Source organism: Olleya sp. HaHaR_3_96 (assembly GCF_019278545.1).
GTDB lineage: Bacteria > Bacteroidota > Bacteroidia > Flavobacteriales > Flavobacteriaceae > Olleya.
Genome location: NZ_CP058987.1, coordinates 2,989,184 through 3,012,051, shown reverse-complemented (window position 1 = coordinate 3,012,051; position 22,868 = coordinate 2,989,184). Strand labels below are relative to the sequence as shown.

Here is a 22,868-nt window from a genome sequence, read left to right as displayed (position 1 = left end):
TAGAAAATAGACACACTATGAAAGCAATAATATTAGAAAAAGCAGGAGGACCAGAAAACCTTCATTTAGCAGAAATAGCAAAACCAAGCATAAAAGATAACGAAGTATTAGTAGCGGTAAAGGCTATTTCATTAAACCCAGCAGATGTAAAACCAAAGTATCAAGATAAGATGCTTAATATGATGTACGGTGAAAAACGACCTGTAATTTTAGGCTGGGACATAGCAGGAACCGTAACAGAAGTTGGTGCGGATGTCACCAATTTTAAAATAGGCGACAAAGTTTTTGGTATGGTGAATTTTCCAGGTGTAGGTAACGCTTACGCGGAATTTGTTGCTGCGCCAGAAGCACATTTAGCTACAATGCCAGACAACGTCTCTTTTGAAGAGGCTGCTGCTACAACATTAGCTGCTCTAACGGCATTGCAAATCTTAGAAGGAAGGATTAATAAAGGTGATAAAGTGCTAATACAAGCAGGTTCTGGTGGTGTCGGGCATTTTGCTATCCAAATTGCAAAAGCAATGGGAGCTTTTGTGAATACTACTGCCTCGGCAAAAAACGGTGCATTTGTTACCTCTATTGGAGCAGATAATGCAATTGATTATCATACTGAAAAGTTTGAAGAAATTTTATCTGATATCGACTTTGTATTAGATACGCAAGGTGGTAAAGTATTAGAAAATTCCGTAAAAGTTTTAAAAAGCGGTGGTACAGCTTATACAACAGTAGGTATGGACTTAGATGACTTAAAAGTATCAGCTAAAAAGGAGAACAAAACCGTTTCAGACATTTTAGTACACTCTAGTGCTGAAGATATGAACACCTTAAAAGTAATGTTAGAAAACGGTAGCATTAAACCAAACATTTACAAGACGTTTGCTTTTGAAGATATGGCTGCTGCCCATACCGAAGTTGAAAAAGGAAGAACAGTGGGTAAAGTAATCGTGACACTTTAGTATCAACTATTAAAACACAATGAAAATGAAATTACAAGAAGAATTACCGAATTATACGAGAAAAATATTTGTTGGTGGCGAATGGAAAGACGCAAGAGGACCAGCCATCAAGGATATTAACCCTTGGAACCAAGAGGAGTTATTCTCTTTAAATGGAGCTACCACAGATGATGTAAATGACGCTTTTGAACAAGCAGCAGTTGCGCAGAAAAAATGGGCAGCCGTATTACCTCCTGAAAAGAGTAGAATGATGCTTAAACTAGCCGAAGTAGTTAGAAGCCGAAAGCAAGAGTTTGCAGAATGGGCAAGAAAAGAAGTAGGAGCGACCTTAGCAAAAGGGTATTTTGAAGCAGAATTGGTAGCAAGCGTTTTTGAAAGCGCTGTGCATTTACCATTATTAGTAGAAGGTAAAATTTTACCGCGAGATATAGAAGGCAAAGAATCTGTGGCAGTTAGAAAACCATTGGGAGTTATCGGGTTAATTTCTCCTTGGAATTTCCCAGGTCAATTAACCGCGCGTACTTTAGGTCCTGCCTTAGCAGTAGGTAATGCGGTGGTTTTAAAACCAGCATCTACATCAATTGTTACAGGAGGGTTAATTTTTGCTTCATTTTTAGAAGAGGCAGGTTTCCCTAAAGGGTTATTAAGTGTATTGCCTGGTGGAGGAAGTACTATTGGTACGGCAATTACAAAGCATCCAATTTCAAAACTAATTTCGTTTACAGGCTCAACACCAGTTGGTCGTCAAGTTGGTAAAAATGCTCTAGAAGCAGATATTATTAAAAATATCGAGTTAGAATTAGGTGGTAACAGTCCGTTTGTGGTGCTAGAAGATGCAGATATTGATCAAGCGGTTGAAGCTGCTGCTTGGGGTAAATTTATGAACCAAGGTCAAATCTGTATGGCTATCAACAGAATTATCGTTGAAGATAAAGTCTATGATGAATTTACAGAAAAGTTTATAGCAAAAGTTAAGACCTTAAAACGTTTGGATATGAATGATCCAGATACGTTTGTAGGTCCTATTATTGATCAAAACCAGTTTGATACTGTAAAAGGCTTAATAGACGATGCAAAAGAACAAGGTTACAAAATGGCATTAGGAGGTGAAGCTGAAGGCTTACATATGCCACCACACGTTTTTGTAGATGTAGATGAAAATTGCCCATTGTTTCAAAATGAGATTTTTGGACCAGCAGTGTCTATTGCTAGAGCAAAAGATACAGAAGATGCGCTACGATTAGCAAATGCTACAGATTACGGTTTATCTAGCTCTGTGTTTACACAAGACGAAGCAAAAGGAATGGCGTTTGCACAAGGTATTGAAGCTGGAATGACGCATATTAATGATCAACCAGTTAATGATAGTGCTTATGCACCATTTGGAGGTGTTAAAAACTCAGGTCTAGGTCGTTTTAATGGACAATGGGGTGTAAAATCCTTTACCGTTGCACATTGGATTACCATTCAAAAAACACCAAGAAAATATCCTTTTAAAGCAGCTGATTTTCAATAAAAAAAGAATTCATACTAAAATGCTCCAATTAATGACATGATTAATTGGAGCATTTGTTATTTATATAAAAACAAAATAGTGTTTTTTATTATTCTTATTTCAGATCACTCTTAATTAAAATATGCTTAGGATTTGTTGTCTCCATAGTGTTATTAGCGTCTTCTGCTATTTCTTTTCTAATTTGCTTTATTGTCAACGTACTTCCGTCATGACTCCAACCTGGGGCAGCAAAGGCATATTTAAATTTATGATACCAATTGCTTGATTTTTTCATATCATCCCAAATATTTTTATACTCGTGTGTTAAAATAACAAACAAATTATAAGATTCAGGTGGAACAGAAACGCCATATTTTATATCAATAGAATGGTCTATTTTTTTCCAAGTTCCAAAAACACGATCAAATACATTTAAGATTCCACCGTGGTTTTTATCCATGTATTCAATATTTTGGGCGTGATGCACTTGGTGCATCGTATGTGTATTTAAAAAGGTTTCTAAAAATCCTAAGTTTTTAACATATTGTGTATGAAGTTGAAATTGCCATAACGCTTCAATACCCATGCAAACGACTAACATTTCTGGCGGAAAACCAATAATTACAATCCAAACATAAAAAAAGGGTTTGTAAAAAATAGTAAACCAACCATTACGTACAGCTGTCCCTAAATTAAAATTGTCGGAAGAATGATGTACAATATGCGCTGCCCATAAAAAACGAACCATATGGTTTTGTCTATGGAACCAATAATAGGAATAATCGTCTAATAACATACAAATAATCCAAACATACCAAGCGTATCCAAAAGAGTGCCAACCCATAATGTTTGTTCGAACCCCATCCACAATAGGATTGAAGAGCTCATAAGCAAAATTGAAAACCAATATTACGGCAACTGTTTTTACCAGTGCACCAATAACTGCCGATCCTATTCCAAGAGAGAGACTTGAGAAGAAATCTTTCCATTTGTATAATTCGTTGTTGTCATGAGTTTTGCTGTAAGTAAGCTCTATTGCGATAAAGCCCAAAAAACAAGGCACTCCATAGACTAACGGGTTTGTAAAATCCATTTAATAATAATTTTTGGGGTAAGAGTTTGTATAACGGAATTTCCACTATACATTTCATATTTGAGCAATATACTTCAATTTATTGCAATTTAGCCTTGATAATAAAATCTTTAAAATTTTATAGTAAAGAAGAAATCTTATATAAAAAGCAGTTAGGTCTTCTGGATGTAGTCTTATTTTTACTTGTAGATCGTATTAATTTGCGTAATAGTAATTGCATCATGATGTAAGCTATTATCAGTTTTGCTTAAAATATATGACTACATAAGTACGCACGTAATTAAACTTTTTTATTGAACTGACCTAGGTCATCTAATGTGCTTTGTAAGAAGATTAGCTTTGCTTGAATATAATCTTTTACATATGTACCAATCTTAATTTTTAAAAATTAAGATTGGTGCTACTTCCTAAAATTAAAAAAAATGTCAATTAGTTTTAAGCTTTTGTTAGTATTAAGTTTTTCTGTACTAAGTTTTAGCGCCTTTGCACAAAAAAGTATAGATACAATGGCGGTAACGCAACAAAATAGTACAAAAGATAATCAGGATCCGCTTCCGGTTAGAGAAAAAAGAAAGCGTTATTCAAACAATAAGCAATCAAAAAAAGTATCGCTCGATTTTATCGGTTATATTAAGCTAATTGGAGGATTGGATTTGGGTAATATTCAGAATACTAGTGAGTTTTATCCTAGTAAAATTCCTATCTATCCCACATTACGCGAGGAAAAACCACGTAGTTTTTTAGATGCAAGACAAACGCGATTGGCTGTAGATGGTGTGTATCAAATATCAGAAGCCGATAAAGTACATATTTATGTAGAGATGGACTTTTTTAATACAGAAGCGGCAACCAGTTTTGTACCTCATTTACGTCATGCTTACGGAGAATATAAAGGATTTCTTATTGGACAAACGTGGAGTACCATGAAAAACACTTCAGCGTTTCCTGTTCAAGTAGATTTTGAGGGACCTAATAGTATTACGGGGCCTAGGAATCCAATGATTAGGTATACACAGTCTATCAATGACAACTATTCTTTTGCTGTAGCATTAGAAACACATAGTCTAGATTATACACCTTTTGTTGTTAATTTAGAGGATAGTATGGCTTTTCAATATGTCCCAGATGTAATTGCATATATACAAAAAAATGGTGTTTGGGGAAACCTTAGAGTCACCGGGATTTTGAAAAATATGTCCTACACAAATGCTAGTTCGGATGCTATTAAAAGTATAACAAGTGGCGGCTTAGAAGTTTCCGGTATAGTTAAATTTTTAAATCGAAATGATAGTAATGATGATTTTAGATTTGGATATACTTATGGACTGGGTATTGCACATTATATAAACGATTTAAGAGGGCAAGGGTTGGATGCTGCTCCAAATAGTAATGGAGATCTATCGCCAATACCGGCTATGGGAGGCTTTGCAGCTTATAAACACGCATGGAGTAAAACAGCAACGTCTAGCGCTGTTTTTAGTTTTACAAGTATAGATAATAGTGATTATTTGGAAGAGGATATGTATGATTTTTCTACTTATGGTGCTGTTAATTATATGTGGTCTCCTGTTGATCGATTGGATTATGGTGTCGAGTTAATTTATGGAAAAAATCAAAATAAGTTAAATGATAATGGCGCTGGCTATCGTGCTCAGTTTATGGCTATTTATCACCTGTAATTTTTAAAACACTAATTATTAAAAGTTAAAATATATATTATGAATATTATTTACGATACGCTCAGAAATCTCCCTTATTTAACATTGTTTCTAGCGATTGCCATAGGCTATTTTGTAGGGAAATTTAAAGTTGGAAAATTTACACTTGGTGGCGTAGCAGGTACATTAATTATGGCTGTTGTTATTGGACAAGTCGGAGGATTTGAAATTAGTGGAGAAGTTAAAAGTCTATTTTTTGCATTATTTATTTTTATGGTGGGGTATTTAGGTGGTCCACAATTTTTTGCTTCATTGAAACTGTCTTCTTTAAAATTTTTATTAGCGGCATTTTCAATGACCGTTTTAGGTCTATTGGTCGTGGTTGGACTATCTATTTGGATGGGGTTAGATAAAGGTATGGCGGCAGGGTTAGCTGCTGGAGGGTTAACACAGTCTGCTATTATTGGTACGGCAGGGGAAGCTATTGATAAATTGGGGTTAGCAACAGAAGCTGCCAAAACAATGAAAACCAATGTCGCTGTTGGATATTCTATTACCTATATTTTTGGTTCAATAGGACCAATTTTAATGGTGTCTTTTATTCCTATTATGATGAAATGGGATATCAGAGCAGAAGCTAAAAAATTAGCAGCAAAGCTTGATGGTGGCAAAGAAATGGTAGAAGGAGAATTTGATCCTATCAAGAGAGTCGATACTAGAGTCTTTAAAATTTTAAAATCATCAAAGTATTTAAATCAAACGATTCAGAGTTTTGAATCAGATCTTAATTCAAATTTAACCGTAGAACTTATTATTACGGATGGTAAAAACACAACGCCCAATCCCAATTTAGAGATTAATGTAGGGGATGTTTTATTTGTAACGGGGTTAGTGACGGCCTTTTCTAATGTGAGTTCTGCTTTAGGTGATGAGATTTCAGAATTTGGAGCAAACATTGATTTTACAGAGGAGGAAAGACGTGTTATTCTTTCTAATAAAAAACTAAAAGGCAAAACATTATTAGACATTCGCAAGAATTTAGGATTAACTAAAACACATGGTGTTTACATAAAAAGTATTGTTAGGATGTCTCATGAATTATCGGTTTTAGATAATACTGAAATTCATGCTGGTGATGAGATAACACTAGTTGGTAAGACAAAAGATTTAGATAGAATTGAAAAAGAAATTGGATATAAACCAACATCAATACATAGTACCGACTTTATAGTTTTGGGATTAGGTATGGTCGTTGGTTATTTAATAGGTGAAATTAGTTTTGATATTAATGGCACAACGGTGGCGTTAGGTTCAGGATTAGGCTGTTTAGTTTCTGGTTTAATTATCGGGTTTTTAAGAACAAAACACCCAAAAATGGGTGGTATAAATGTTGGAGCTGCCAGTTTTATTCAGACTTTTGGATTAGCTGTTTTTGTAGGAATTGTTGGGCTAAATGCTGGAGCACCTGCTTTTCAAGCCATTTTAAAAAGCGGTATTACCTTATTTCTTTTAGGGATTCTAGTCACCATGATTCCTATGATCGTTCAGTTTTTTATGAATTTTTATTTACTTAAAATAAAAAACCCTGTAGAAGCCTTAGGAGTACTTGCAGGTAGTAAAAGTGCAAATCCAGCATTTTCATCTTTATTGGATAAAACAGAAAATGCAACACCAACGCCAACCTTTACACTGACTTATGCGGTGGCAAATATATTTTTAACACTTTGGGGACCAATAATTATTGCATTGATGCCTTAAATTATAAAACACATTAAAATGAAAAAACAAGAAGAAGTAGCACTTAACACATTAAGTCCTTTTGAAGTCAAAGACACGCTAATAAAATTAGCAAAATCAAATCATCAGCATTCCTTAATTAATGCTGGTAGAGGTAATCCCAATTGGATTGCAACAAAACCTAGAGGGGCTTTTTTTCAACTTGGTTTATTTGGATTAGAAGAGAGTAAAAGACAATTTCAGGAACTAGATGGCTTTGGTGGCATTACTGACAAAGAGGGGATTGCTAAAAGATTTCAAGCGTATCTAACTTTAAATAAAAATGTGATTGGTTTACGTTATTTAAACGAGTTGTTTCAATTTGCAGTAGCCAATTATAGTATGGATGCTGACGCTTTAATGTTTGAATGGGTTAATGGTATTATTGGTAACAATTATCCAGAGCCAGGACGCATGTTAAAGCATTCTGAAACCATTGCTCATGCTTACTTAATGAAAGAAATGAGCGCGGGAACGACACCTCCAGATTCAAAATATGATGTCTTTGCAACAGAAGGTGGTACAGCTGCAATGGTGTATATTTTTAATTCTTTAAAAGCAAATAAGTTTTTAAAAGCAGGGGATACGATTGCTATCGGAGCACCAATATTTACACCCTATTTTGAAATGCCAGCCTTAAAGGATTATGATTTAAAGATGGTCTTAATTAATGCTGATGAAAACAATAACTGGCAGATTCCAGATTCTGAAATTGATAAACTTAAGGATACTAAAGTAAAAGCATTCTTTCTAGTTAACCCCAGCAATCCACCATCAGTTAAATTGAGTGATACAACTTTAGATAAAATTGCTAAAATAGCAAAAGATAGAGAGGACTTAATTTTATTGACAGATGATGTTTATGGCTCTTTTACAGAGAACTTTACGTCGTTAGCAATAAAAGCTCCAGAAAATACTATTTTGGTATATTCTTACTCAAAATATTTTGGTGCTACAGGCTGGAGACTTGGTGTGATTGCGCTTAATGAAAACAATATTTTTGATAAAATGCTTGCTAAACTTCCAGAGAACGATAAAATCGAACTACGAGAACGTTATGAAACCATTTCTTTAAACCCAGATGGTATAAAGATGATAGATCGTTTTGTTGCTGATAGTCGCAGTGTGGCCTTAAATCATACCGCAGGTTTATCTACGCCACAACAAATTCAAATGTCTTTATTTTCTTTAGCCACTTTGATCGACACAGAAAACAAGTATAAAACAGATGTAAAAAAACTAGTTAGAAATAGATATGATAAACTGTATAAAGACTTGCCAGGAAAACCATTAATTTCTGATGATAATAAAAATGCTGCTTATTACTATACTTTGGTCGATTTCTTGAATTTAGCAAAAGATAAATACAATGACGCATTTAGTAATTGGGTTGGTAAAAATTATAACGCCTTAGATCCTGTTATACGTTTGGCTGAAGAAGAAGCTATTGTAGCAATGCCCGGAGGTGGGTTTGATGGTCCAGATTGGACTATTCGATTCTCGTTAGCAAATTCTTATTCTGAAGACTTTGAAAAAATAAGTATTCTGATAAATACTATTTTGGATGAGTATTATGATGAATTTCAAAACAAATAAATTAAACGATACATAAATAAAAAGGTAATGCCAGTTATAGGTAAACAAAAGGGTTTATAGCCATTTCTTACAATTACAATTCAATTAGTATTTATATAAATGCTGAGATTAATTTTTATTAGTCTCAGCATTTCCTATATTAAGAACTCAAATAATTTGATTTGCTTTTTAAGTAGGATAATTATTTGAAAATAAGTGGTAATTGCTTTGGTGGAACAGAAGTAATTCGATTTTTTTGCAGACTATAATTTTACTATAATGGATAACTTAATTACATTTTCAATTACCGTATTTACAGGGTTTTTTGCTATAACCAACCCTATATCAAACATGACTGTCTTTGTTTCATTAACCAAAGGCGCTAATAGAGATACAAAAAGAGCTATTAATAAAAAAGCAAATATTATAGCTTTTATAATTGTAACGGTTTTTATTTTATTAGGTAAGTATATCTTCGAGTTATTCAATATTAGTATTCCTGCGTTTAAAATAACGGGGGGTATTTTGATATTTTTTATTGGTTTTGATATGTTACAGTCAAAACAATCCAATGTAAAAAGTTTAAATGATGTGCATATTGATGAAGATATTGCAGTATCACCGCTAGCTATTCCAATTTTAGCAGGTCCCGGAACTATTGTAACGGCTATGAATTTTGTTTCTAATGCAGCTCCTTTACAGATGTTTTTAGTCATTGCTATTTTTGGATCAATGAGCTTATTAACTTTTTTTACTTTCAAATTAAGTGATCTTATTGTAAAAATGGTTGGGCATAATGTAATTTCTGTAATAGGTAAAATAATGGGATTAATTATCGCTATTATTGGTACAGGTATGATTATTCAGGGAATCAAGATTTCATTTGACTTAATCGCTAAATAAATTAATTTAGTTATAAGCATTGGTTTCTTATTGGATTTTCTTTTTAATAGAATTAATTTGACATCTCAATGAACATGAAAAAAATACTAGTTCTATTTTCTCACCCTAAATTTGAAAAATCTAGAGCAAACGCTGTGCTGATAGATCAAATAATAGATAAGGAAGGGGTTACATTGCATGATTTGTATGAACGTTATCCAGATTTTAATATTGATGTCAATAAAGAAAAAGAACTATTAGATAATCATGATGTTATTATCTGGCATCATCCGCTGTATTGGTATAGTTGTCCTCCGTTAATGAAGCAATGGATTGATATGGTTTTAGAGTTTAATTGGGCTTATGGACCAAAGGGAGAAGCATTAAAAGGGAAAACATGTTTAAACGTTATTACTACAGGAGGCTCCCGAGATGTATATTGCTCTGAGGGGACCAATAGTTTTACTATCACTCAGTTTTTAAGACCTTTTGAGCAAACGGCAAATCTGTGTGGTATGGCGTATTTACCTCCTTTTGCAGTCATGGGAACTCATAATTTAAATGACGAACAATTAACAGAACATGCTAATCAATACAGTAAATTAATTGATTTATTACAGCAAGATTTTAATTTAGGGAATGGTAATGGTTGCGCTTTTTTAAATGATATAGAACAATTAAAAAGGTCTTAATATATGACAGAAAGCATACTTTTTGAAGCCATAGTATTTTTAGCAGGGGCCATAATTTGTGTCTCTATCGCTAAAAAATTAGGACTGAGTTCCGTGATAGGGTATCTATTGGCAGGTGTATTGATAGGGCCTTATGTTTTAGGGTTTATAGGAACAGAAGGCGAGGATATTTTGCATTTTGCAGAATTTGGAGTTGTTGTTATGCTGTTTTTAATAGGATTAGAGATCGAGCCAAAAAATTTCTGGAACATGCGGAAAGCAATAGTAGGCATGGGAGGAATACAAGTAGGAGGTACCATGATCCTATCTTATGTTTTGTTTACAGTATTAGGTTTTGAATGGAAAGTTGCTTTGGTAATTTCTATGGCTGTTGCTTTATCATCTACCGCTATTGCCATGCAAACGATAAAGGAAAAAGGTTTGATGGACACTACTTTTGGTACGTCTTCATTTTCCATTCTATTATTTCAGGATCTTGTTGTAATTATCATGTTAGGTTTTATACCATTATTAGCAAATGTAGACGGTAACGCTTCCGCAGAAAACACTAACGATCATACTAATTTGTTGGATAATTTACCTGTGGGTTTTCAAACTTTAGCTATTATTTTATCCGTTATTTTAATAATAGTTGCGGGTAAGTATTTAATCGTACCAATGTTGCGTAAAGTGGCGAAAACGGGTGTTAGAGAATTACTTATTGCAGCAGCTTTTTTAATTGTTTTCGGAATTTCATTTGTAATGGAATATGTTGGATTAAGTCCAGCATTGGGTGCGTTTTTAGGTGGTGTTGTTTTGTCTAATAGCGAGTTTAAGCACGAATTAGAAAGTACATTAGAGCCTTTCAAGAATCTGTTGTTAGGATTGTTTTTTATGGCTGTAGGGGCTTCCATTAATTTTATTGTTATCGCAAATAGTCCGTTAACCATTGGCGGGATTCTTATTGCTGTTATTGTTTTAAAAGCAGTGGTGTTATATATAACAGGACAAGTGTTTGGATTGAAGTTAGATCAAAAACTATTACTTACTTGTAGTTTAGCTCAGATTGGAGAATTTGCTTTTGTACTGTTGTCCTTTGCATTCGGTCTTAATATCTTATCACAAGATCAAATGGATATGATGTTAGTAATAACAGCACTCAGTATGTCGCTTACACCAGTTATAGGTATTATTAACGAACGTTTTATATTGCCTAAAATAGGAACTAAGGAGTCTGTTAAAAGACCAATGGATCATATAGCAAAATCTCAAAAGATAATATTGGTTGGTTTTGGTCATTTTGGAAGCACTATTGGTCGGTTTTTACGCTCGCATGGTGTAGAAGCAACTATTCTAGATCATGACTCTAACCGTGTTGATTTTCTTAGAAAAATGGGTTTTGAAGTCTATTATGGAGATGCTACGCGCTTAGATTTATTAGAATCTGCAGGTATTTCAGAAGCAAAAATAATTATTTGCGCAACAAATAAGATTGGAGTATCTAAGGCGATTAGTAAAATAGTAAAAGAAAATTATCCTCATGTCGAAATGATGATTCGTACAAAAAATAGATACGATGCTTACGAGTTGCTTAATCTAGGTCATGAAAATATATATCGCGAATCTTTAGAAACATCATTAACTTTAGCTAAAGATGTATTGAGTAAAATGGGTTTCAGAAAATATACACTGAATAGACAAGTCCAGAATTTTATTAAGTATGATGAAGATAGTTTAAGACGTTTGGCTTCCGAACCTAAACGAGAGGATGACTATATTTTTAAAGCTAAAAAAGAATTAGAGCAACAAGAAAAGTTTTTAAATGAAGATTTTAAACGCGGCATCGTAGAGTATGATAACCATTGGGATAGCGAGCATGTCAGAAAAGCTTTAAATAATTTAAAAGAGGAATAAGCATCATGGAAAAAGAGATTCCGCATATTGTCTTTGATTCTCAAAAACCAGATAATAGTGGTATTGAAATATTGACCATTAAAAGCCTTTCTTTACGTAAAAAGGACATAGCACATAATCCTGAAAAAGCCCATCAATTGGCTTTTAATATGATTGTATTTTATACGGCAGGAGAGAGCAAGCAATTGGTAGATTTTGTGTGGCATGATGTCAAAAAAAATACGATTATTCACTTATCTAAAGGTCAAATTAATGCCTTTCAATTTAATGACCACTTAGAAGGTTACATTATACTATTTACGGAAGACTATCTAAAGCAACAAATCAATACATTGCCCAAAAACGAATTGATAAGATTGTTTAATTCACATTTGTTTTCTCCAATTATTCAGGTACCAGAGGGGGCTAATGTTTCAAATTACATACAGTTGTTTTATGAGGAATATTCAAGTCTTCAAGAAGACTACAATCAAGAAAATACTTACAGTGCATTGTATTCGATTATCTTTTCAAAATTGGAACGTTTAAAGCAATACCAAACGTTTCATTTAAAACGATCTGATAAATTGAATAGTTTTTTGGAATTTAAGTCGCTTTTAGAGGTTCATTTTAATACGAGTAGAAATGCAGATTTTTATGCCGAAAAACTTAATATTAGCTATAAACATCTAAATAATATTTGTAAAGAGATGGTAACGGTTACAGCAAAGCAATTTATTGATGCTTTTGTAATTTTAGAAGCGAAACGCTTACTTATCAATTCTGAAATTAAAAGCACGGAATTAGCATATTCTTTAGGTTTTGAAGAGCCTACTAATTTTGTAAAATACTTCAAGAAGCATACAGGATTTACCCCTAATAGCTTCAAAAAAGATTATATTTAGTTTTTTAGGTTCGATATTTACCATTTTAATAACCATTTTCACCTTTAGTAAATCGTAGTGTTACTCTAATTTTGTCCTCATAAATATAACACTTATGAAAACGACAATTACAACATTAGCATTAGTCATGACGCTTATGTCATGTAAATCTGAGAAAGATTTAAACGCAAAAACAATATCTAAAGACACCAATAAAATGGAACTATCAAACAAAGATAAAACGGTAGCAGTATTAAAAAGTATTGAAACAGGAGATACGGTCGCTGTAAGCTATATTAATCCAGGAAACTACAAGCAGCATAACCTAGCAGTAGCAGATGGGTTAGCTGGTTTTGGAGCATTATTATCTCACGCCCCAGAAGGTGGTTTTAAAGTCAATACAGTAAGAGCTTTTCAAGATGGAGCATACGGATTTGCACAAACAGAATATGATTTCTTTGGTCCAAAAATAGGTTTTGATGTCTTCAGGTTTGAAAACGGTCAAGTAGTGGAGCATTGGGATAATTTAATAGAGAAAGCTGCTCTAAACCCAAGTGGCCATTCACAAACGGATGGAGCAACGCTTGTCACAGATTTAAATAAAACAGAGGCTAACAAAATAGTAGTCTCTAATTTTTTAAATGATATTTTAGTAAACGGTAAAATGGAAAAAATTGCAAACTATTTTGACGGAGACCATTATATCCAACACAATCCAAATATTGGTGATGGTTTATCGGGATTAGGTCAAGCCCTAGAGGCTATGGCTAAACAAGGGATAACTATGGAATTTACCAAAGTGCATAAAGTGTTAGGTCAAGGTAATTTTGTGTTAGCTATAAGCGAAGGAAAATTTGCTGGTCAACCGACCTCTTATTATGATTTATTTAGAGTTGAAAATAATAAAATAGCTGAACATTGGGATATTATGGAAACTATTGCACCAGAGGCTGATAGGAAAAATACAAATGGAAAATTTAATTTCCCAAAGTAATTGATAGTAGGAAAGGTTACTATAATGGTAGCCTTTTTATTTTAACAAAATGTATATATTTTAAATATTTAAACAGATGTCAGACGTAAGAACATGCCCAACTTGTGGCGCAAAAGCAACGTATAAAGTAACAGAAACTAATGAAGTATTTACAGCTGTTCAGGATGAGGATGCTTTAAAAAAAATTGTTAAGCTAAAAAAAGCAATGGCTGCATTTAAAACAAAAGTGGAAACATTAGAGAAAGAATTACAAGCTTTAAAAACGGATAAAAAATAAAAATCATGAGAATAGCAGTAACATCGGTAAGTGGGCAATTAGGATCGGCAATAGCAAAATATTTAATTAGTGAGATTGGAAAAGAAAATGTAATAGGAATTGCAAGAACACCAGAAAAAGCGAAGCACTTGGGGATCCAGATAAGAAAAGGGGATTATAATAGTCGTCAAGAGTTTGATCAAGCATTATTAGGAGTGGATGTTGTACTATTAGTTTCTGGCATGGACACACCAGACAAACGAATACAACAGCATAGAAACGTTATTGAAGCAGCAAAAATAAATGGTGTTAAAAAGATTGTATATACTAGTATTGTTGGAAACGAAGAGCAGAATAGTTTTACGCCGATAGTGGAAAGTAATCGTCAAACGGAAAAAGATATTCAAAACTCTGGACTTCAATGGAGTATTGGTAGAAACGGAATATATATAGAGCCAGATATTGAATATATTGATAACTATGTACAAGCTGGAGAGATTAGAAACTGTGCAGGAGAAGGTAAATGTGCTTACACAAGTAGAAATGAATTGGGATATGCTTACACGAAAATGCTTACCGAAGAAAAACATAATAATAACATATATAATTTAGTAGGAGAGCCTATAACCCAAAAACAATTAGCGAGTTATATTAATCAAGTTTATAATACAGAGCTAGAGTTTAAAGCAATTAGTGTGGAAGCGTATAAGCAGGAAAGAATAGCTGAATTAGGTGAGTTTATGGGGACTGTTATAACGGGAATTTATGAAGGGATTTTAAATGGGGCATATAATGTAAAGTCCAATTTTCAAAAAGCAGCTGGACGAGCACATCAATCGACGTTAGATGTTATCAAACAACTAAAACTTAGCTAGTACAGGATTAATACATTTATATAAGATAAATGCTGTCTAATTAAAAGAATTTTTCTTTGACATCTTCAGCTTTAATAATTTTAGTTTCTGAAATAAATTTCATAAAAAGATAAATGGCTAAAATATGGGCGATTGCTATTAGTACAGTAAAAGTAGCGTTGTATGATATAAATTCGTTGATAGGTGATAGTCCCATATGAAACATATTAAATATTACTGAGCCGAGCAATAATGTAGCATTGTCATAATTATCATTGACATAAATCATGGAACACATGATAATAAAACACAAAAGGCATAAAGCAGCGAATAAAACAAAAAGGAGCATACCTTCTGGAAGGTAATTAATAATTAAATCTAAAACAGAATAAACAATATAAGTTGCCAATAAAAAACCAATAAAAACTGAAAAATAGAGCATTGCTTTTAGTTTTCCTTTATTTAGATACTTTATAATAATAAAGGAACAACAGATTAAATAAGTGGACGTTAAAATCGTAATCCACATAAAATAGGTGTGATAATCATAAAAAGTCAGAAAATCAGAAATAACTATTGCTAATAGAGCAACTATAAAAAGTGCTTTTGATTGATGTCTTGTACGATTAACATATTTTAATAAAATGGTAAAAACTAATGTTGGCATAAAGTATCTCAATACTCGACTGTCCATAGTAATGCTTGCAATAATGGTAATAAGGAAACAGATATAAAATAAAAAGTCGAAGCGGCTTTTTTGTTTGAGTACGTTAAAAGATAACAACGTTTTAATATTCATTTAAACAGTAAAGGCTTTTAGTATAGGTTGATAGACTCAAATTTAAATAATAGTATTAGAAAAAGGGGCTAATTCAATTATAATAACAGCTAAAATATAAAATTTAACATTTGTTTCGTAGTAAAATTTCATTCCACATTTAGTTACAGATAAAAGTGATGGAAAAATATTTAGAGGGTGTTAGCGACAATTGTACAAAAAGATTAATTTATTAGGTATTATTTAATTATTGGCACTATCTTTGTAACTTAATAAAGTATTAATAATAAAATTACATTACAATGAGTAAAGGAACAGTAAAATTTTTCAACGACACTAAAGGTTTTGGATTCATCACTGAAGAAGGAGTTGATAAAGACCACTTTGTACACATTTCTGGATTAATCGATGAGATTAGAGAAGGTGACGAAGTTGAATTTGACTTACAAGAAGGAAACAAAGGATTAAACGCGGTTAACGTAAAAGTTATCTAAGATATATCTATATATTTTCAAAAAAAAGCCCATCTAGTTTTAGATGGGCTTTTTTAGTATACCAATGTTGCACTCCAAAAAAGAGTGATTATATTTGCACCAAGTAGTATTAGTAATTTATGAGTGATAATAACACAAATCAAGACATACAAAATTGTATTTTGACATTACAGCGTTTAGTAGACGATACTAATCAACTGTTTGATATGCCAGAAGAACAACGTGTTGCCTTATATAAAGTAGCAGGAGAGTTATCTAGACCAAATCGTGACGAGTTTCAACGTCGACGTAAGGATGCTAAAAAAGCAGCAAAACGTAAAATGATTGAGAGCGATAAGCACGCCAGAAAAACAACAGGAATACGATCTGCAAGAGAAGCGACTTTATTTGTAGCACCAAAATTATTAGCTGCAGCTGTAATTCCTGAAGATACGCCCGAATTAGAATCGCCAAGAAATTGTTATGTATGTAAAACGGTGTACACAAAATTGCATCATTTTTATGATACGATGTGTACAGATTGTGGCGATTTAAATTATGCTAAGCGTTTTCAAACAACAGATTTAAAAGATCAAGTGGCTGTAATTACAGGATCTAGATTAAAAATTGGATATCATATTACATTAATGCTATTGCGTTCGGGAGCAACAGTTGTGGCAACAACGCGTTTTCCTGCCGATTCTGCTATTCGTTTTTCTAAAGAGGAGGATTATAAAGATTGGAGTGACCGTTTACATATTCACGGTCTCGATTTAAGACATATTCCAAGTGTAGAAATATTTTGTAATTACATCGAACAAAAATACGATCGATTAGATATTTTAATTAATAATGCAGCACAAACAGTAAGGCGTCCGTCTGGTTTTTATTTCCATTTAATGGAGAATGAAAAACTTCCTATAGACCAATTACCAAAATTAGCACAAACCTTATTACAAGATCACGAAAGTTGTTTGGAAGAATTATCAAGCTTAAGTGTTGGGCCTTCTAAAACAGATAAAAATAATGTGTTACCAGTAACTTGGCATGGTCCAGAACCTGGTATTGGTTTACGTAGTTCTGCCGAATTATCTCAAATCCCATACAGTTTTGACAATTCATTACAAACGGAAGAGGTCTTTCCTGAAGGACAGTTAGATGCCGATTTACAACAAGTCGATTTGCGTAAAACAAATAGTTGGCGTTTAAAATTAGGTGAAATTGAAACTACAGAAATGGTAGAAGTACAGTTGGTAAATGCTGTAGCTCCTTTTGTTCTATGTAATCGTTTGTCTAATATAATGATGAAAGAGAATACTGGTAAAAAACACATTATTAATGTGTCCGCAATGGAAGGGAAGTTTCATCGTTTTAAGAAGGAAGATCGACACCCACATACTAATATGGCAAAAGCTGCTTTGAATATGTTAACGCATACGTCTGCAACAACCTTTGCTAAATCTGGTATATACATGAATGCAGTAGATACAGGTTGGGTTACAGATGAAGATCCTGCAGCATTATCTAAACAAAAGGTAGAAGTACACGATTTTCAACCGCCTTTGGATATTGTAGATGGTGCAGCCCGTGTTATGGATCCGTTAATTGATGGTATTAACACGGGAAAACACTGGTGTGGTAAATTTCTAAAAGACTATTTCCCTATAGACTGGTAGACAGTCATCCCTTTTTATATTTTACAAAAACGCCCATCAATAATTTGATGGGCGTTTTTGTGTAATTACTATTTTAAATGTATAACATTATAGTTACTAGTTTTCCTTTACTGCTAATGATTTTGTTTTATCAAATCTCATGAAGATGTTAATCCATATATTTCTTGAAATCCTCAAAATTATAGGAAGCAACAGTAGCATTACAATTATTAATACAATATAAGACGTCATAAAAGAAAGATTTAAGAGATAGAAGGTTATAAAAAATGAAATAGTTCCAAAAAAGATACCGACAGGGTAGCTAACATACATCGCTCCAAAAAAGAAAGACGGTTCAATCTTATACTTTGTATTACAGTGACTACAACGCTCTTCCATCGTTAAAGTGCTTGTAACCTTATATGGATTATTGACCGTGTACATGCTTTCGTTTTGACAGACAGGGCAATTTCCAGTTAAAATACTATTTATTTTTGTGCCTTTTAAAAATTCCATAATTATAATTTATATTAATTAATAATAATGATATGATAAATACTAAACTTTAGGAGTTATATGTGAAAATGTCATATATTATTAAAAATATATTTCAGTAAATAGTAATCGTTATAGGTAACAAAGGTAAACTATAGTTACAACGAGTTTGTTGTAAGATTGTCGCTAATATTTGTATATTTAGGACATAATGAAGTTGTATGAATACGATACCTATTTTAAATATTGAACAGTTTGAGGAAGATTCTTTTTCAAATTTTTATAGTAATGATTTAAGTACGCACTTAAAAAATAATGCACTAGTGGTGCAAAAACCACATAGTCATAACTTTTTTTTATGTGTGTTTTTTTTAGAAGGAACGGGAACACACGAAATAGATTTTAATAGTTACGAGGTTACTAAAGGCAGTGTTTTTTTTCTAAGGCCTGGTCAAACGCATAGCTGGTCTTTTACTAGTGCGCCAAAAGGCTATATTTTTTTTCATACTCAAGACTTTTATGAATGCTATTTTTTGAATAAAAGCATCACACAATTTCCATTTTATTATTCTTACGAAAATCCACCCTATTTGGGTTTAAGTGAAACGGAAATTAAGGTTATTAATTCTAGATTTGAAGACATAAATACGGAGTTTCACCAAACTAATATTTATAAAAAGCAAAAACTAGCAAGCCTTATTAACCTCACTTATATTGATTTGTCTCGCATTTATACAGCTATAGATGCTAAACATCACGTTTTATCCTCGTCCTATTTAAAAGCTTTAAGTGTTTTAGAGCAAACCATTGAAACCTTTTATAAAACAGAGAAATCAGCTAAATTTTATGCAAACAAATTAAATATTACAGTTAAGCATTTAAATAGAGTTACCAAATCAACGATTAATAAAACCACAACCCAGCTTATTACTGAACGCGTGTTACTGGAAGCCAAACGATTACTGGTACATTCTAGCAAGTCCTTTTCTAGAACAGCAGAAACCTTGGGTTATAATGATTATGCGCATTTTTCTAAGCTATTTAAATTGAAAGTCGGTATGACACCTTTAGACTTCAAAAAACGGTATGAAATTGATGACAATTAGTGATTTGATTTAAAAGAAGAAATACGGTAGAATAGAGTAGTACTTACAAGCTTAATGTTGTATAAGCGTCTTTAAAGCAATGGAATTAATTTGAATATAAAATTAGAAAAACACCAAGCATAATACCGGCTAAAGGAATTAGTTTTTGACGTTTATTTTTTTCCTTAAATACGACTCCGCCAATGACAACAGCAATTATAATTTGACTTCGTTTTATTGCGGATAATAGCATGATTAAGGCTTCTGGGGCTTGTAATGCTTTAAAATAAAAGTAATCGGCTGCTTGTAGTAAAACACCAACAGCAATAATAGACCATCTAAACTTGAAAGCTTGTCTTTTTTTAGAATATGGAAACCAGGTAATAGTCAAGATGACTAGTAAAATAAGTATGGTATAAAGACAAAACCAAAATTGTAAGGTTTGTGGGTTTAAGTGTAACGTTTGAATCAGAAACTTATCATATAAACCACTAGATGCACCTAAAAAAGTAGCGCCAATTATGGCAAATATCCATTTGTTGCTCTTAAAATTAATCCCTTCCTTTTTTCCGATTTTGGAATAGAGTACTACAGAAAAAATGATCAGGAAAAATCCAATCCATTGGTATGGATTAGGACTTTCTTTATAAATTACAATGGCGCCAATAAACGTAAAAAAGGGGCCAGCAGAACGTATTGGCGTAACAATAGTAATGGGCAAGTGTTTTAAAGCTTGATAGGCTAAAACCCAAGAACTAGCCATGATAATGGATTTTATAAAAATAAAACCATGACTTTGCCATGAGAGCTCCTGAAAGTGGTAACCATGTGCTAAGGCATAGTCTGGATATATAAAAGAGAGTACGTAAAAGCTCCCTACAAATAAAAACCCGCTAGACACTGTTCCTAATAGTACAGGAAAGACTTCATTACCTTGTACAGCATGTTTTTTGCACAAATTGTGTAAACCCAAAAAGAGTGCTGCTAATAAACCTAAATACATCCACATGTCGCGAATATAGTTGTTTCATAAACTTTCTGAATACAATAGTTTCTGTTTTTTTTGAAGTGTCAGTGCAATAGACAACACTGCTTTGTTTTTACGAAAACGATGTAAATTTATTTTCATTACTATTTTTTAAATCGAATATAATTTGCATCGTTATAAATTTTAGCAGCATTACTAACATGAAAAATAGGAGAGTCTTGTTTAAGTTGATAAAAAACTAAAGTATTAGGAGTGTAAAAGCTTAAATAGTTACGAATTATCTAAATAGCGCATAATTATTTTAATGAATTATCAAAACGGATATTTTGACGTTACAACGTTGATTTTAAAATATTTAAAATAAAAATGTTTTACTAATATGCTATGTTGTTTATTTGCAAACCTTTTTAGAAAATTCTTACAAAAGATGATTTAAAGAAGGTATAATTTACAAAATTTAATTTATGAAACATTATTACAAGATTTTTACATTCACATTAATATTTGCATTTTTTGCGCAATTATCTTTTGCACAAAAGACAGTTAATCCTTGGTCTTTTGAGACCGGTTTAAGTACTGTTGATCTTTATCCTGTTGGAGAAAATGCACCACAAGGAGATTATTTTGACGAATTTTTTAACCTTAACGATCACTATAATTTAGGATTTTATGTAGGGGCGACAAGACGCTTAACTAAAAATTTATCTATTACTGCTAAAGGAACGGTAAACGAAATTTCTAAATGGGGAGATTTTGGACAAGCTGACGAAAGTATATTAGTTGATAACCTTAAGTATTATGGTTTAGACGGTATGTTAAATTATTCTTTTGGACAAGGTAAACTACAACCATTTATTGGTATTGGTGGAGGTTACACTTGGATAGAAGAAGGAACGTTTAATACGTTTTCTACAGCAGAAGGTTCAGATAATTTAGTAGGCGCAGGAACAGCTAACGGATCTGTTGGATTTAAGTACTGGATTAGCGATAAGTTTGCATTAAAATTACAAACAACATACAAGCATTCGTTTGAAGATTATTTACCTAAGCATTGGGATCATAATTTTGGTATTGTTTACACGCTTGAAAAAGGTGAAGACCATTCAATTACAACACGTGCTTTTGTACCAAATAACAAACGTTGGTCTTTTGAAGCAGGTGCGGCGGTTATCGATTTTTACCCTGTAGGAGAAAATAGTCCACAAGGAGATTATTTTGACGAATTCTTTAACCTTAACGATCACTATAATTTAGGTGTCTATGCGGCGGTTACAAGAAATTTAACGAATAACTTATCTATTACTGCAAAAGGAACGGCTAGTGAAATAAAAAAATGGGGTGATTTTGGAACAGCAGATGAAAGTGTTTTAGTTGATAATTTAAAATATTATGGACTTGATGGGATGGTTAACTATAGCTTTGGACAAAATAGACTTCAACCTTTTATTGCAGTTGGAGGTGGTTATACTTGGATTGAAGAAGGTCCTTTTAATACATCTACATTAGATGGTTCTGATAGCTTAATTGGAGCAGGAACAGTAAATGGTGCTGTTGGAGTTAAATATTGGATTAGCGAAGACATAGGTGTTAATTTACAAACAACTTATAAGCATTCTTTTGAAGATTATTTGCCTAAACATTGGAACCATAACTTAGGTTTAATTTACAAATTTGGAACAGAAAAAGTAGCAGAGCCAGTAGTATCTAATGATAGAGATGAAGATGGTGTACCAAATGATTACGATGTATGTCCTGATACCTTTGGTTTAGCTGCGTTTGGTGGTTGTGCTGATACGGATGGTGACGGTGTTGCTGATAAAGATGATTTATGTCCTAAAGTAAAAGGTTTAATTGAATTTGGTGGTTGTCCAGATACAGATGGCGATGGTTTTCCTGATAATAAAGACAAGTGTCCAGAGGTTAAAGGAACTGATAATGGATGTCCTTTAAAAATAGTTGAAACAGCACCTGTTGTACCAGTTACAGGATTAAGAAAAGTGTATTTCAATTATAATAGTTCTAAACTGGATCAAAATGCTAAAGTTATTTTAGATGAAATCGCAGCTAGTATTGGAGATGATTCTAATTATGCTGTTTCTATTGAAGGTCATGCTGATAGTAGAGGAAGCGATAATTATAATTATAACCTTTCTGTTGTTAGAGCTCAAGAAATTAAAAATTATTTAACTTCTAAAAATATCGCAGATAGTGATATTACTATTTCTGGTAAAGGAGAGTCTCAACCATTAAGTACTAATGATACGGAAGCGGGAAGAGCTTTAAATAGAAGAGTAGAATTAACTATAAACATTACTGCTAAGTAAATTTAATTTATTGTTAATTACAATTGGTGCTATCATAGTAATATGGTAGCACTTTTTTTATGCGTTATTTTAAAAATAGTAGT

At 32.7% G+C, this 22,868-nt stretch carries 20 protein-coding genes; 16 read left to right on the top strand and 4 right to left on the bottom strand.

The features are described from left to right. Positions 1-17: 17 nt before the first annotated feature. Positions 18-956: an NADP-dependent oxidoreductase gene (locus H0I26_RS13110; protein WP_218699502.1), complete on the top strand. Its 939-nt coding sequence runs from the start codon at positions 18-20 to the stop codon at positions 954-956. Between the two features lie 25 nt (positions 957-981). Next, positions 982-2,472, top strand: a complete 1,491-nt coding sequence (locus H0I26_RS13105; RefSeq protein ID WP_218699501.1) for an aldehyde dehydrogenase family protein — start codon at positions 982-984, stop codon at positions 2,470-2,472. A gap of 94 nt (positions 2,473-2,566) precedes the next feature. Here H0I26_RS13105 and H0I26_RS13100 read toward each other — a convergent pair whose 3' ends face one another. Beyond that, complete coding sequence (locus tag H0I26_RS13100) at positions 2,567-3,544, bottom strand: sterol desaturase family protein (RefSeq protein WP_218699500.1); 978 nt, start codon at positions 3,542-3,544, stop codon at positions 2,567-2,569. A gap of 422 nt (positions 3,545-3,966) precedes the next feature. On the opposite strand from H0I26_RS13100, the gene H0I26_RS13095 reads away from it, so the two are divergent. From H0I26_RS13095 to H0I26_RS13050, 10 genes are all read left to right on the top strand, one after another. Further along, entirely contained in the window at positions 3,967-5,223 is a 1,257-nt protein-coding gene (locus H0I26_RS13095) for a DcaP family trimeric outer membrane transporter (protein ID WP_218699499.1), read from the top strand. Between the two features lie 39 nt (positions 5,224-5,262). Then, a complete protein-coding gene (gene aspT, locus H0I26_RS13090) occupies positions 5,263-6,960 on the top strand; it encodes an aspartate-alanine antiporter (protein ID WP_218699498.1) in 1,698 nt (565 codons plus the stop codon). An 18-nt stretch (positions 6,961-6,978) separates the two neighbouring features. Next, positions 6,979-8,574, top strand: a complete 1,596-nt coding sequence (locus H0I26_RS13085) for a bifunctional aspartate transaminase/aspartate 4-decarboxylase (protein ID WP_218699497.1) — start codon at positions 6,979-6,981, stop codon at positions 8,572-8,574. Positions 8,575-8,832: 258 nt separating this feature from the next. Continuing rightward, a complete protein-coding gene (locus H0I26_RS13080) occupies positions 8,833-9,456 on the top strand; it encodes a MarC family protein (protein WP_101018636.1) in 624 nt (207 codons plus the stop codon). Between the two features lie 74 nt (positions 9,457-9,530). After that, positions 9,531-10,127, top strand: a complete 597-nt coding sequence (locus H0I26_RS13075; protein WP_218699496.1) for an NAD(P)H-dependent oxidoreductase — start codon at positions 9,531-9,533, stop codon at positions 10,125-10,127. A gap of 3 nt (positions 10,128-10,130) precedes the next feature. Beyond that, a complete protein-coding gene (locus tag H0I26_RS13070; RefSeq protein WP_218699495.1) occupies positions 10,131-12,020 on the top strand; it encodes a monovalent cation:proton antiporter-2 (CPA2) family protein in 1,890 nt (629 codons plus the stop codon). Positions 12,021-12,025: 5 nt separating this feature from the next. Next, positions 12,026-12,904 (top strand): helix-turn-helix domain-containing protein, encoded by an 879-nt coding sequence (locus H0I26_RS13065; protein WP_218699494.1) that lies wholly within the window; start codon positions 12,026-12,028, stop codon positions 12,902-12,904. Positions 12,905-12,998: 94 nt separating this feature from the next. Further along, complete coding sequence (locus H0I26_RS13060) at positions 12,999-13,877, top strand: nuclear transport factor 2 family protein (protein WP_256935123.1); 879 nt, start codon at positions 12,999-13,001, stop codon at positions 13,875-13,877. A gap of 76 nt (positions 13,878-13,953) precedes the next feature. Beyond that, a complete protein-coding gene (locus H0I26_RS13055) occupies positions 13,954-14,154 on the top strand; it encodes a hypothetical protein (RefSeq protein ID WP_218699493.1) in 201 nt (66 codons plus the stop codon). 5 nt (positions 14,155-14,159) lie between these two features. Continuing rightward, positions 14,160-15,008, top strand: a complete 849-nt coding sequence (locus H0I26_RS13050) for an NAD(P)H-binding protein (protein WP_218699492.1) — start codon at positions 14,160-14,162, stop codon at positions 15,006-15,008. Positions 15,009-15,048: 40 nt separating this feature from the next. Here the strand turns inward: H0I26_RS13050 and H0I26_RS13045 are convergent, their stop codons facing one another. Continuing rightward, entirely contained in the window at positions 15,049-15,654 is a 606-nt protein-coding gene (locus tag H0I26_RS13045) for a hypothetical protein (protein WP_218699491.1), read from the bottom strand. Positions 15,655-16,067: 413 nt separating this feature from the next. On the opposite strand from H0I26_RS13045, the gene H0I26_RS13040 reads away from it, so the two are divergent. Both H0I26_RS13040 and H0I26_RS13035 read left to right on the top strand, forming a co-directional pair. Beyond that, positions 16,068-16,259 carry a cold-shock protein gene (locus tag H0I26_RS13040; RefSeq protein ID WP_028282170.1) on the top strand — a complete coding sequence of 64 codons (192 nt, stop codon included), beginning with the start codon at positions 16,068-16,070 and terminating at the stop codon, positions 16,257-16,259. A 119-nt stretch (positions 16,260-16,378) separates the two neighbouring features. After that, complete coding sequence (locus H0I26_RS13035; protein ID WP_101018628.1) at positions 16,379-17,914, top strand: SDR family NAD(P)-dependent oxidoreductase; 1,536 nt, start codon at positions 16,379-16,381, stop codon at positions 17,912-17,914. 96 nt (positions 17,915-18,010) lie between these two features. Here the strand turns inward: H0I26_RS13035 and H0I26_RS13030 are convergent, their stop codons facing one another. Next, on the bottom strand, positions 18,011-18,292 hold the full coding sequence (locus H0I26_RS13030; RefSeq protein ID WP_317044779.1) for a DUF983 domain-containing protein: 282 nt from the start codon (positions 18,290-18,292) through the stop codon (positions 18,011-18,013). A 317-nt stretch (positions 18,293-18,609) separates the two neighbouring features. Between H0I26_RS13030 and H0I26_RS13025 the strand changes: the two genes are divergently transcribed. Continuing rightward, positions 18,610-19,494 carry an AraC family transcriptional regulator gene (locus H0I26_RS13025; RefSeq protein ID WP_218699490.1) on the top strand — a complete coding sequence of 295 codons (885 nt, stop codon included), beginning with the start codon at positions 18,610-18,612 and terminating at the stop codon, positions 19,492-19,494. Between the two features lie 85 nt (positions 19,495-19,579). Here the strand turns inward: H0I26_RS13025 and H0I26_RS13020 are convergent, their stop codons facing one another. Next, positions 19,580-20,482 carry an EamA family transporter gene (locus tag H0I26_RS13020; RefSeq protein ID WP_218699489.1) on the bottom strand — a complete coding sequence of 301 codons (903 nt, stop codon included), beginning with the start codon at positions 20,480-20,482 and terminating at the stop codon, positions 19,580-19,582. Positions 20,483-20,925: 443 nt separating this feature from the next. Here H0I26_RS13020 and H0I26_RS13015 point away from each other — a divergent pair, with 443 nt between their 5' ends. Further along, positions 20,926-22,785, top strand: coding sequence for an OmpA family protein (locus tag H0I26_RS13015; RefSeq protein WP_218699488.1), 1,860 nt, complete (start codon positions 20,926-20,928; stop codon positions 22,783-22,785). The last annotated feature ends 83 nt before the right edge of the window (positions 22,786-22,868 follow it).